At 72.5% G+C, this 11,471-nt stretch carries 13 protein-coding genes and 1 pseudogene; 3 read left to right on the top strand and 11 right to left on the bottom strand.

What is annotated here, in order from left to right; translation table 11 throughout:
- From AB0B33_RS46555 to AB0B33_RS46545, 3 genes and pseudogenes are all read right to left on the bottom strand, one after another.
- A pseudogene (locus AB0B33_RS46555) lies at positions 1 to 140 on the bottom strand (lipoyl synthase); the annotation flags it as partial.
- 25 nt (positions 141 to 165) lie between these two features.
- Positions 166 to 1,116: an oxidoreductase gene (locus AB0B33_RS46550; protein ID WP_360784583.1), complete on the bottom strand. Its 951-nt coding sequence runs from the start codon at positions 1,114 to 1,116 to the stop codon at positions 166 to 168.
- Positions 1,117 to 1,188: 72 nt separating this feature from the next.
- Positions 1,189 to 1,710 (bottom strand): hypothetical protein, encoded by a 522-nt coding sequence (locus tag AB0B33_RS46545; protein WP_360784580.1) that lies wholly within the window; start codon positions 1,708 to 1,710, stop codon positions 1,189 to 1,191.
- Positions 1,711 to 1,841: 131 nt separating this feature from the next.
- Here AB0B33_RS46545 and AB0B33_RS46540 point away from each other — a divergent pair, with 131 nt between their 5' ends.
- Together AB0B33_RS46540 and AB0B33_RS46535 are read left to right on the top strand one after the other, a co-directional pair.
- Positions 1,842 to 2,468 carry a TetR/AcrR family transcriptional regulator gene (locus AB0B33_RS46540; RefSeq protein WP_247012618.1) on the top strand — a complete coding sequence of 209 codons (627 nt, stop codon included), beginning with the start codon at positions 1,842 to 1,844 and terminating at the stop codon, positions 2,466 to 2,468.
- Positions 2,469 to 2,472: 4 nt separating this feature from the next.
- On the top strand, positions 2,473 to 3,408 hold the full coding sequence (locus tag AB0B33_RS46535; protein WP_247012616.1) for an LLM class F420-dependent oxidoreductase: 936 nt from the start codon (positions 2,473 to 2,475) through the stop codon (positions 3,406 to 3,408).
- 48 nt (positions 3,409 to 3,456) lie between these two features.
- Here the strand turns inward: AB0B33_RS46535 and lipB are convergent, their stop codons facing one another.
- The 5 genes from lipB to lpdA all read right to left on the bottom strand — a co-directional run bounded on the left by lipB (position 3,457) and on the right by lpdA (position 8,981).
- Positions 3,457 to 4,200, bottom strand: coding sequence for a lipoyl(octanoyl) transferase LipB (gene lipB, locus AB0B33_RS46530; RefSeq protein ID WP_360784576.1), 744 nt, complete (start codon positions 4,198 to 4,200; stop codon positions 3,457 to 3,459).
- On the bottom strand, positions 4,197 to 4,820 hold the full coding sequence (locus AB0B33_RS46525) for a phosphatase PAP2 family protein (protein ID WP_360784573.1): 624 nt from the start codon (positions 4,818 to 4,820) through the stop codon (positions 4,197 to 4,199). Before AB0B33_RS46525 ends, lipB begins: the two co-directional genes overlap by 4 nt.
- On the bottom strand, positions 4,817 to 5,689 hold the full coding sequence (locus AB0B33_RS46520; protein WP_360784570.1) for a TIGR01777 family oxidoreductase: 873 nt from the start codon (positions 5,687 to 5,689) through the stop codon (positions 4,817 to 4,819). The genes AB0B33_RS46525 and AB0B33_RS46520 overlap by 4 nt, the downstream gene beginning before the upstream one ends.
- A gap of 93 nt (positions 5,690 to 5,782) precedes the next feature.
- Positions 5,783 to 7,552, bottom strand: a complete 1,770-nt coding sequence (gene sucB, locus AB0B33_RS46515) for a 2-oxoglutarate dehydrogenase, E2 component, dihydrolipoamide succinyltransferase (RefSeq protein WP_360784567.1) — start codon at positions 7,550 to 7,552, stop codon at positions 5,783 to 5,785.
- A 55-nt stretch (positions 7,553 to 7,607) separates the two neighbouring features.
- Positions 7,608 to 8,981, bottom strand: coding sequence for a dihydrolipoyl dehydrogenase (gene lpdA, locus AB0B33_RS46510; RefSeq protein WP_247012606.1), 1,374 nt, complete (start codon positions 8,979 to 8,981; stop codon positions 7,608 to 7,610).
- 182 nt (positions 8,982 to 9,163) lie between these two features.
- On the opposite strand from lpdA, the gene AB0B33_RS46505 reads away from it, so the two are divergent.
- On the top strand, positions 9,164 to 9,508 hold the full coding sequence (locus tag AB0B33_RS46505; RefSeq protein ID WP_247012604.1) for an oxidoreductase: 345 nt from the start codon (positions 9,164 to 9,166) through the stop codon (positions 9,506 to 9,508).
- 48 nt (positions 9,509 to 9,556) lie between these two features.
- On the opposite strand, the gene AB0B33_RS46500 is transcribed toward AB0B33_RS46505, so the two are convergent.
- From AB0B33_RS46500 to AB0B33_RS46490, 3 genes are all read right to left on the bottom strand, one after another.
- Entirely contained in the window at positions 9,557 to 10,009 is a 453-nt protein-coding gene (locus tag AB0B33_RS46500; RefSeq protein WP_247012602.1) for a GNAT family N-acetyltransferase, read from the bottom strand.
- 10 nt (positions 10,010 to 10,019) lie between these two features.
- Positions 10,020 to 11,054 carry an SMI1/KNR4 family protein gene (locus AB0B33_RS46495; protein WP_360784562.1) on the bottom strand — a complete coding sequence of 345 codons (1,035 nt, stop codon included), beginning with the start codon at positions 11,052 to 11,054 and terminating at the stop codon, positions 10,020 to 10,022.
- 10 nt (positions 11,055 to 11,064) lie between these two features.
- Positions 11,065 to 11,471 (bottom strand): TAXI family TRAP transporter solute-binding subunit (locus AB0B33_RS46490; protein ID WP_360784559.1); only part of this gene is annotated, 407 nt, incomplete at its 5' end.

Below are 11,471 nucleotides of genomic sequence, written 5' to 3'. Positions count from 1 at the left end.
CGCACCAGGCCCTTGAGTTCGGTGAACTCCGGCCCCATCCGCACCCGCGTCTTGATCCACGGCGGCTTCTTCTCGATCGGCGTCTCACTGTTGCGTACCTCGAGACGCAGCAGCTTCCGGCCTTCAGGCGCAGCACTCACGCCTCCAACCGTACGCCCGTCCGGGCTAAGCGGGGTCGGGGGTGACGCCGGTCAGCTCCGCCGTGACGTCCCACAACGCGGCCCCCAGCGACTCGCTCAGCGCCGGGGTCAGGGGACGTACTTTGACCGGGTGCCCGCGCATGCCGCCGAGGCCGCCCGGGGCGATGTAGTCGCCGCCTTCGACGCCGTCCGCCGTGGCCGCGTACAGCTGGGGGAGGGCGCCCTGGCGGACGTTCTGGGCGAACAGGGCCTCGCCGATGCGGTGGCCGCCCGCGATGACGCCGCGGACCACGGCGTTGGAGTACGAGCGGGCCATGCCGCTGCCGAGGCCGGTCGCCGTGTAGCCCGGGTGGGCGGCGACGCTGAGGACGTCGTCGCCGGACTTGCGCAGGCGGCGGTCGAGCTCCAGGGCGAACACCTGGTTGGAGAGCTTCGACTGCCCGTACGCGGTCGCCGGGTTGTAGCGGCGGTGCTCGCCGTTGGGGTCTTCGAGGTCGATGCGGGCGCCGGTCGCGGCGAGGCTCGACAGCGTCACGACGCGGGCGTGCGTGCCGCCGCGCAGGGCGGGCAGCAGCAGCCACGTCAGCGCCGCGTGGCCGAGGTGGTTCGTGCCGAACTGCAGCTCGAAGCCGTCGGCGGTGCGGCCGCGGGCGGTCGCCATCACGCCGGCGTTGGCGACCAGGACGTCGAGCGCGTCGCCGGTTCGTTCACGGACCGCGGCGGCGGCCGCGCGCACCGAAGCGAGCTCGCTCAGGTCCAGTGGGATGAGCTCGGGTTCGGCGCCCGCGGCGGCCGCGCGGACTCGTTCGAGTGCCTTCGCGCCGCGTTCGGGCGAACGGCAGGCGAGGAACACGCGGGCCCCCTTGCCCGCGAGCACCTCGGCGGTGCGCAGACCGAGACCGGAGTTCGCCCCCGTGACCACGACGGTCCGGCCGGTCTGGTCGGCGATGTCGGTTTCGCTCCACCGCGATGTCATGCGTGTTCTCTACTCCATCCATGCCCCCGCCGCCGCCCTCAACGGAGGCGCTGCGCGCCGCTGGCCGGATTGTTACGCACTCGGCGCGAGCAGACGGCGAAGGTGTCCCATCACAGGGCGACGCCGGGCCGGCTCCTCGCGGCTCGTGCGCAGCAACGCCTCGAGCGCGTGGCCCACCTTGACGATCTCCTCGGCCGGCTCGCGCGGGTCGGCCAGCCCGGCCGTGACGGCGAGCATCCGCAGCTCGCCCTCGTGCATGCGGCGCAGCGACGCGTACCGCTCGTAGGCGCCGTCGAGGACCGCGCGCAGGTCGGCGTGCTCGTCGACGGCGGTGCGCCAGGCGCGGGTGACGGCGTCGACGTGGTCGCCGAGGCCGTCGGCTTCGTCCGGGTCGGCGACTTCGGCGCGCAGCCGGCCGCCGAGCGTGCGCGTCCACTGGTACTGCAGGGCGGTGAGGACGTTCTCTTCGGTGCCGAAGTGCTCTTCGGCACCCGGTACTTCCTCGAGTGGCAGCGGCGCGCCCGGGTTCCGGGCGGCCAGGCGGACGGCGGCTTCGAGGATTTCCTGACGCCGGTAGAAGTCTGTCCAGCTCATGGTGTGGCTCCCCTTCCGTGGTCCGGGTCATACCGCGGGTCTGCGGCATACTCCCGGTACGGACCTGACCCGGCGAACATACCATGAGTATGGAGAGATCCTCCGGGCGTAAAGTTGTGAAGGTGGCGACAATGAGGTCCAGACGACTCGACTACTCCGAGTCGACGCGGTCGGCGCTGGTCGACAGCGCGGTCGAACTGTTCACCAAACGCGGCTACGCGGGTACCTCGCTCGACGAGATCGCCAAACGCGCCCGGGTCACCAAGGGAGCCCTGTACCACCACTTCAGCGGCAAGCAGGCGCTGTTCGAAGCCGCGTTCGACCAGGTCGAGAGCCTCGTCTACGACCGGCTCGACAAGATCATGACCGGCGAGGGCTCGCCGTGGGAGCGGGCGCTGGGCGGGCTCAACGCGTTCATCCGCAGCTGCCTCGACCCCGCCTACCAGCGGATCGCCATCCACGAGGCGCCGGTCGTGATGGGCTGGGAACGCTGGCGCGAGGCCGAGGAGCGGTGCAGCTTCGGGCTGGTCCGCTCGGGCCTGCAGTCGCTGATCGACGCGGGCGAGGTCGAGCCGGTGCCGGTGGAGGTCACCGCGCGGCTGCTCTTCGGTGCGCTGTCCAGCGCGGCGACCGAGATCGCCAGCTCGCCGGACCCGAAGCGGGTCGGGGCCGAGATCGAGGACGTGATCGTCCGCATGCTGGTCCGGCTGCGGCGGACCGAGCAGGACGGCGCAGAGGTCTCCCCGTCGTTAGGCTGACGTCGTGGACTTGAGGATCTTCACCGAGCCCCAGCAAGGGGCCAGCTACGACGACCAGCTGCGGGCCGCGAAGGCCGCCGAAGCGGCCGGCTACGACGCTTTCTTCCGCAGCGACCACTACCTGAGGATGGGCTCGGCCGACGGCCTGCCCGGTCCGACCGACGCCTGGATCACCCTGGCCGGCCTGGCCCGCGAGACGAACCGGATCCGGCTCGGCACGCTCGTCACCGCGGCGACGTTCCGGTACCCCGGGCCGCTCGCCATCGCGGTCGCGCAGGTCGACCAGATGTCCGGCGGACGCGTCGAGTTCGGGCTCGGCTCCGGCTGGTACGACGCCGAGCACGAGGCGTACGGCCTGACGCTGCCGCCGCTGAAGGAGCGCTTCGACCGGTACGCCGAGCAGCTCGAGATCGTCACCGGCCTGTGGAAGACGCCGGTGGGCTCGACCTACTCCTTCGCCGGGCAGTACTACACGCTGACGGACTCGCCCGCGCTCCCGAAGCCGGCGCAGCAGCCCGCCCCGCCGGTGATCATCGGCGGTGGCGGCAAGAAGCGCACCCCGGCGCTGGCCGCGCGGTTCGCCGACGAGTTCAACCTGCCCTTCGCCGACGCCGAAACCGCGGCCGCGCAGTTCGCCCGGGTTGAGGACGCGGCGCGGGAGATCGGCCGCGACCCCAAGGAGATCCTGCGGTCGGTGGCGCTGGTCATCGGCGTCGGCCGGACCGAGGAGGAGGTCGCGCGCCGGGCGTCGGCCATCGGGCGGGACGTCTCCGAGCTGCGCGCGAACGGCCTGGCCGGCTCGCCCGCCGAGGTCGTCGACCGGATCGGGCAGTGGCGGGAGAAGACCGGGGTCACCCGGCTCTACCTGCAGCTGCTGGACATGCGGGACCTGGACCAGATCGAGCTGATCGCGGCCGAGGTCGCACCACAGCTGGACTGACGCGCAACGCCGTGAGGAGCACCTCCGTGGTGCCCCTCACGGCGTTCGTCAGTTCTGCAGGGCGAAGGTGACGCCGGGGGCCTGCGGGGCCTCGGGGCGGGGGAGCCAGCGGTCCTCGCTCACCGGCAGCTCGCCTTCCAGCGCCGCCAGCACGGCGTCGCGGGCCAGGGGGAGCACCGCCTCGACCGTGACGTCGCGCTGGAGCTCGTAGGACAGCGACGTCACACCCGCGTCGCGGATGCCGCAGGGGACGATGCTGTCGAACGCCGCCAGGTCGGCGTTGCAGTTCAGCTCGAAGCCGTGCATCGTCACGCCGCGCTGGACGCGGATGCCGATCGCCGCGATCTTGCGCTCGATCCCGCGGTCGTCGGCCGGGATCCAGACGCCGCTGCGGCCTTCCACGCGGCCGCTGGCCACGCCGAGCTGGTCGCACACGTGGATCAGGGCCTCTTCCAGCCGCCGCACGTAGTGGACGACGTCGATCGGGTCGGCGAGCTTCACGATCGGGTAGCCGACCAGCTGGCCGGGGCCGTGCCAGGTGATCTTGCCGCCGCGGTCGACGTCGATCACCGGGGTGCCGTCGGTGGGGCGGTCGGCCGGCTCCGTGCGCTTGCCCGCGGTGTACACCGAAGGGTGCTGCAGCAGGAACATCGTGTCCGGCGCGGTGCCGTCGGCGCGCTCGGCGAGCCGGCTTCGCTGGAGCTCCCAGGCTTCGGTGTAGTCGATCGTGCCGAGCTCCCGGACGTCGACGGGTTCGGTGCTGGCGCGGCAGGAGGTGCGGGAAGAACTCACCCGTCGAGGCTACGCCCGTCACCCGGGGGAAGCAGCCGCAAGGCGCACGCTGAGAGCAGGCCGACACCGGTCACCGCCAGCACTGCGCCGATCGTGTCCGACACCCAGTGCACGCCCAGCACGACCCGGCACGCGGCGCACAGCACGGTGGCCACGGCGGCCGCCACCAGGACCCGGCGGACCAGCCGCGGCCACAGCCACGCGCACAGCAGGACGAGCACGAACCCGGTGCTCGCCACCGACGTCACGTGCCCGCTCGGGTAGCTCAGGTCCGGGTAGTCGCGCGGGCGTTCGCGCAGGAACACCGGCTTGAACACGACGCTGGTCAGCCGGCACAGCACCAGGACGACGGCGAGCCGCACGCACAACCCCGTGTGCCGCCGCTGCCGCAACGCCAGCGCCAGCAGCGCCGTGCCGAGGACGAACGGGAGCACCGGGCCGAGGACGTCGCTGCCGATCTGCGCCACCCGCCCGAGCGGCTGCGTGTAGACGCCGTGGAGGGCGTTCGCGACCTGGGCGTCGAGGGTCAGCGGGTGCCGCGCCACCGAGAGCCCGAGCACGACGAAGGCCGCCACCAGCGCGAAGCCGATGACGAGCCATCGCTTGAGCGGGACGCTCATGCCGCGGCGAGCGCCCTGTCCAGGGTCGCGTGCCGGAACTCGTAGCCGGAGCGCTCCAGCACGGCCGGGACGGCACGCTGCCCGAACAGCGCCATTTCCTCGCCGGCCTGGCCGAGCACGGCCTTCAGCGCGAAGCCGGGCACCCGGAACGGCGCCGGGCGGTGCAGCGCGCGGCCGACCGCGCGGGTGAACTCGGCGTTGGTCACCGGGGCCGGCCCGGTCAGGTTCACCGGGCCCGAGACGTCGTGGGTCAGGACGTGGACGATCGCGCCGACTTCGTCTTCGAGGGCGATCCACGGCATGTACTGGCGGCCGTCGCCGAGCCGCCCGCCCAGGCAGAGCTGGAAGAGCGGGCGCAGCGTGCCGTACAGCCCGCCCTTCGCCGAGAGCACCAGCCCGGTCCGGATGGTCACCACCCGCGCGTCGCCGGCCCCCGACGTCGCCGCTTCCCACGCTTCGCAGAGCTCGGCGAGGAAACCGCCGCCGCGGGGCGCGGTTTCGTCCACAGTGGACGATCCGGGATTGCCGTAGTAGCCGACGGCGGACGCGTTGACGAACACGCCGATCCCGTGTTCGGCCACGGCTTCGGCGAGCACCTCGGTCGGCTCGACGCGGCTGTCGGTGAGCTGCTGCTTGCGCATCGCGCTCCACCGCCCGGGGAACAGCGGCTTCCCGCCCAGGTTGACGACGGCGTCGACGCCCTCGAACGCGCCGCCGGTGATGGTGCCGGACGGCGGGTCCCAGCGGAATTCACCGCTCCCGCGCGCTTCCCGCCGCACCAGGCGGCGGACCTCGTGGCCTTCGCTCAGCAGGCGCTCGCCCAGCGCCGACCCGATCAGGCCGCTCGCTCCGGCGATCAGTACTCGCATGCTCCGATCGTTGCGCATCCGCTGCGCCACCGCACTCCCGGACACGGCGAAGGCCGCCACGGAATGTCCGTGGCGGCCTTCGTCAGCGGTGACTCAGAGGCCGAGTTCGCCCTCGAAGTTGCCCTCTTCCAGGCGCTGCTTGATCGTCGTCAGGAAGCGGCCCGCGTCGGCCCCGTCCACCAGGCGGTGGTCGTAGGTCAGCGGCAGGTACGCCATCGAGCGGACGGCGATCGTGTCGTTGCCGTCGGCGTCGGCGACCACGACCGGGCGCTTGACGACCGCGCCCGTGCCGAGGATGCCCGACTGCGGCTGCACGATGATCGGCGTGTCGAACAGCGCGCCGACGCTGCCGATGTTCGTGATCGAGAACGTGCCGCCCGACAGCTCGTCCGGCTTGATCTGGCCCGACCGCGCCCGGCCCGCCAGGTCGGCGATCCGGTGCGCGAGCCCGGCCAGGCTCAGCTCGCCCGCGTCGTGGATCACGACCGAGAGCAGGCCGCGCTCGGTGTCCACCGCGATGCCCAGGTGCACGGCGCCGTGGTAGGTGATCTCCTTCGTGTCCTCGTTGTAGGACGCGTTGACGTTCGGGTGCTGCTTGAGCGCCTCGACCGTGGCCTTCGCGAAGAACGGCAGGAACGTCAGGTTGACGCCCTCGCGCTCCTTGAAGGCCGCCTTCGCGCGCTGGCGCAGCTTGGCGATCTTCGTGACGTCGACCTCCTGGACCTGCGTGAGCTGCGCGGCGATCTGCAGCGACTCGCGGGTCTTGGTGGCCGTGATCTGGCGGATCCGGCTGGCCTTCTGGACCGTGCCGCGCAGCGCGGCGAGCTCCGGCGACACCGGGGCCGCGGGACGCGCGGCCGGCGCCGACGGGGCAGCGGCCGCCGGGGCGGCAGCGGCGGGCGCCGGAGCGGCCGCCTTCTGCTTCTCCTCGGCCGCGGCCAGGACGTCCTGCTTGCGGATCCGGCCGCCGACACCGCTGCCGGTCAGCGACGCGAGGTCGATGCCGTGCTCGGTCGCCAGCTTGCGGACCAGCGGCGTGACGTACGGGCCGTCCGCCGAGCCGTCCTTCGCCGCGGCGGCGGGAGCCGCCTCGGCCGCCTTCGCCGCGGGCGCGGCCTGCGGCTCGGGCTTCGGTTCCGGCTTGGGCTCGGGCTTGCTCTCCTGGACCGGCTCGGGCTTCGGCTCCGGTTTGGGTTCCGGCTTCGGCTCGGGCTTCGGTTCGGGCTTGGCCTCGGCCTTCGGCGCCGCGTTCGCGTCACCGATGACGGCCAGGACGCCGCCGACCTCGACGGTCTCGTCCTCGCCCGCGCGGATCTCCAGCACCGTGCCGGCCACCGGGGACGGGACCTCGGTGTCGACCTTGTCGGTGGAGATCTCGAGCAGCGGCTCGTCGACCTCGACCGAGTCGCCGACCGCCTTCAGCCAGCGCGTGACGGTGCCCTCGGTGACGCTCTCGCCCAGCTCGGGCAGCTTCACCTCGGTGCCTTCACCGCCGGCGGCCGGCGCGGTGTCCGGCTTGCTCGGGGCGCTGTCCTGGGCCTGCGGCTCGGGCTCGGGCTCCGGTTCGGGCTCGGACTTCTGCTCCTCCTGCGCCGGGGCGGAGGAAGACTCGGGCACGCCGCCGGACCCGTCGTCGATGACGGCGAGCTCGGCGCCGACCTCGACGGTCTCGTCTTCGGCGGCGCTGATCTTCACGACCGTGCCCGCCACCGGGGAGGGCACCTCGGTGTCGACCTTGTCGGTCGAGATCTCGAGCAACGGCTCGTCGACCTCGACGGTGTCGCCCTCCTGCTTAAGCCACCGGGTGACGGTGCCTTCGGTGACGCTCTCCCCGAGCTCCGGCAATGTGACGGAGTAGGCCATCGTTCGCTGACTCCTCTTCCAAGTTCTGCGTGGTCTGGATTCTGCTGGTGGGACGTCAGCTGTGCACGTGCAGCGGCTTCCCCGCGAGGGCGAGGAACGCTTCACCGAGGGCCTCGGTCTGGGTCGGGTGGGCGTGGATGAGGGGTGCGACGTCCTCCGGGAAGGCCTCCCAGCTGTAGATCAGCTGCGCTTCGCCGATCAGCTCGCCGACGCGGTCGCCCACCATGTGCACGCCGACGACCGGGCCGTCCGGGGCCTTGACGAGCTTGACCCCGCCGGAGGTCTTGAGGATCTGGCTCTTGCCGTTGCCGCCGAGGTCGTAGGTGAACGTCGTGACGTCGGCGCCGTACTTGTCCTTGGCCTGGGACTCGGTCAGCCCGACCGACGCGACCTCCGGGTGGGAGTAGGTGACCCGCGGGATGCCGCTCTCGTCGATCACGCGCGGGTTCTGCCCGGCGATCTCCTCGGCGACGAAGATGCCCTGCTGGAAGCCGCGGTGGGCGAGCTGCAGGCCGGGGACGATGTCGCCGACGGCGTAGACGTTCGGCAGGTTGGTGCGCAGGCGGTCGTCGGTGAGGACGAAGCCGCGCTCGATCTTGACGCCGGCCTCCTCGTAGCCGTGACCGGCCGAGTTCGGCCCGCGGCCGACGGCGACCAGCAGCAGGTCGGCCTCGATGGTCTCGCCGGACTCCAGCGAAACGGCCACGCCGTTGTCGTCCTGCTTCGCGCCGGTGAACCGCACGCCCGTCTTGAAGGCGATCTTGCGGCGGCGGAACGCGCGCTCGAGCTGCTTGGACGCGAACTCGTCCTCGTTCGGGACCAGCCGCGGCAGGGCCTCGACGATGGTGACGTCGACGCCGAAGGACGCCCAGACGCTGGCGAACTCGACCCCGATGACGCCGCCGCCCAGCACCACGACCTTCTTGGGGACGTAGTCGAGGGACAGGGCCTGCTCGCTGGCGATGATGCGGCCGCCCAGCTCCAGGCCGGGCAGCGTGCGCGAGTACGAGCCGGTGGCGAGGATGACGTTCTTGCCGGTGTAGCGGGTGCCGTCCACCTCGACGGTCGTGCCGCCGACGAACGTGCCGCTGCCCTCGACGAGGTTCACCTTGTGCGCCTTGGCCAGGCCCTGCAGGCCCTTGTACAGCCGGGAGACGATCCCGTCCTTGTACTTGTTGACCCCGGCGATGTCGATGCCCTCGAAGACGGCCTTGACGCCGACCGCCTCGGCTTCGCGGGTTTCGTCGGCGACCTCGGCGGCGTGCAGCAGGGCCTTGGTCGGGATGCAGCCCCGGTGGAGGCACGTCCCGCCCAGCTTGTCCTTCTCGATCAACGTGACGGAAAGGCCCAGCTCGGCCGCGCGGAACGCCGCGGCGTAGCCGCCCGATCCGCCTCCCAGGATCACGAGGTCGGCGGAGGTGTCGGTCACTTGTATAACTCCTCGGCAAGCAGTGGGGTGGTGCTCTGTCGTCGCCCGTGCGCGGTATAACCGCGCGCGCGACACCCGCCATCTTGTCACTACGCCGGACGGGGCTGCGACCTAGCCGGGTGTGCGACGCCGACCACACGCGGACATCGGGATAATGAGTGGTGCAAGTCTCGGGAGGAGAGGTGGTCGTAGTGGGGCTCTTCGACTCGCTGCGCAGGCGGGCCAAGGGTGGGCAACGGGCCGGCACGCTGCGGAAAGCCAGCTCGGAAGACACCCGGCACCTCGAGGATTGGGTGGCCTCGAGGCAGGGCGTGGAGGCCTACGTGGAGCCTCGGACCAATGTCACGGAGACCACTGTGGTGTTGATCGCCCACGACGGCGAGTGGACCCGGCGCCGGATCGGCAGCCTGGAGGCCGCCCAGCAGTTCGGCCACCGCCGGTCCATCCCGGTCTACGAGGTCGCGCGGGTCGGCTACCCGAAGCGGATGCGCGAGTACACCGAGCGCAAGAAACGCGGGCAGGTCTAGCCGCGCTGTCCCGGGTCAGGACCGGGCCGGCCGCGCGGACCCCCACTCCTAGAGCTCGATCCGGCCGACGACCTCGCCGTTGAAGGTCTGGCCGGTCGGGCGGAAGCCCAGCTTGAGGTAGAAGTCCTCCGGGCCGCCCTCGGCCGGGATCCACAGCACCGTGGCGGCGGTGTTGCCGCGCCGGCGGGCTTCCTCGAGCACGGTTTCGACGCCGAACCGGCCGTACCCGCGGCCCTGGACGCCGGCCCCGACGTTGAGGCGCCAGATCCCGCAGCGGAAGAAGTCGAGTTCCGCGTTCGGGTCGAAGCCGCCCATCACGAACGCCACCGGTTCGCCGTCGTCGAGGATCAGCCGCGGCCAGGCGACCTCGGGCTGGGTGTAGGCCTCGGCGAGCGAAACGGCGACCGGCGCGACGAAGACGCGCTGGTGCGGCTCGACGGCCAGCTGGCACGCGGCGGCGACGTTGGCCGGGGTGATCGTCTCCGCGGTGAGGGTGGTCACCGGGCCCAACCTAGCTGGCCTGGGCGAGCAGGGTGGCGTGCTGGACCAGCGCCGCGCGGAACGACTCGTGGACGGTGGTGCCGAGGACCGGGTCGACCTCGACCACGTGCCCGGCCGAGAGCAGGAGGACCGCCGGTTCGGCCAGGACCACGACGCCGTTCTCGGTGCGCAGGTCCGCGGTGCCGAGCAGGCGGGGGAAGACCACGTCCGCGGGCAGGCCGTCGCAGGTGCGGAGGAAGTCGCGGTGGTCGGCTGGGAGTTCGACGCCGAGGCGCAGCTCCGCCGAGCGGATCGCCGCCTCGGATGCCGGGGGAGGGAGAACGGGCCGGTCGCGCAGGAGCGGGCCGGGCCGCGGTTCCGGCGTGACGCCGCCGCGCGGGAGCGAGCCCGCGCCGTGCCCGCGCAGGCGCACGATCTCCGCGATCAGCTCCGGCCAGCTGCCGAGCTCCGGCGGGTAGCGCTCGTGCAGGGCCGCGACCAGCGCACCCGCGCACGCCGGGGCCCAGTCGCGCAGCCCGAGCGGGTCCGCGCCCGCCACCAGCGCCGGGGCGAGGGCCCGCGTCGCCGCGAGGGTCGCCACGTCCGGGCGGGGCCCGGCCAGCGACGCCCACCGCGCGAGGTCGCCGTCGGCCAGTGCCGTGCGGACGCGGTCCGGGCGGGCCGGGGCCACCTGCTTGACCACCTCCGCGATCGGGCCCGGCGGCAGCACACCTTCCAGGTCGGAGACCGCGCGGCGCAGCGAAACCGCGTGCGCGCGCTCTTCGGCGTCGAGGTCCAGCGGCGGCAGGCCCTCGGCCCACGCCGGACGCCCACCCCGGGCCTCGGACAGCATCGCCCACGCGCGGGCGCGCACAGGGTCCGGCGCCAGCGCGCTCACCGGCCGTTCCGTGCGGGCCAGCCACTGCTCCACCAGCCGGTCGGCCTCGTCGAGCGCGCCGGTGACCGCGAGCAGCAGAGCCGCGTAGCCGATCCGGTCGTCGACGCCGGCTTCGGTCGCGGTCAGGACGTCGCGGACCGCCGCCTCGAGGTACTCACCGGCATCCACCGGCCCGACCCTAGCCGAGGGCCTGCTTCGCGCCCGGGTGCAGCGGGACCGGATCGGTCCGCGTGGCCGGCTGCCTGGTGATTTCCTTCGCCGCCGGGTGCACCTTCGCCAGCTCCGCCTGCTTGTCGAAGAGCAGCTTCGTGATCGCGCACGCGTTGCCCGCCGGGAAGTCCTCGCGCACCAGCAGCGGGTTCGGCACCACGACCGTCGGCACGTCCGACGGCTGCGCGTACGTCTTCGCCGGGAGCACGGCCTGGTCGTAGACCGGGTTGACCGCCTTCAGCTTCGGCAGCAGCGGCGTGACGTCGAGCTCGGCGGGAGTGTTCAGGCGGGCAACCCGGTCTACGACCAGGCCGTGCTCCCGGCGAAGACGTACGCGCAGCCGTCGGACGTGCCGACGGTCGTGGTGCCGAACCC

It is taken from the genome of Amycolatopsis sp. NPDC049159, assembly GCF_040648295.1.
Taxonomy (GTDB): Bacteria; Actinomycetota; Actinomycetes; order Mycobacteriales; family Pseudonocardiaceae; genus Amycolatopsis; species Amycolatopsis pretoriensis_A.
Note: the sequence above shows the minus strand (reverse complement) of the source record. Positions and strands in the feature narration are given on the sequence as shown.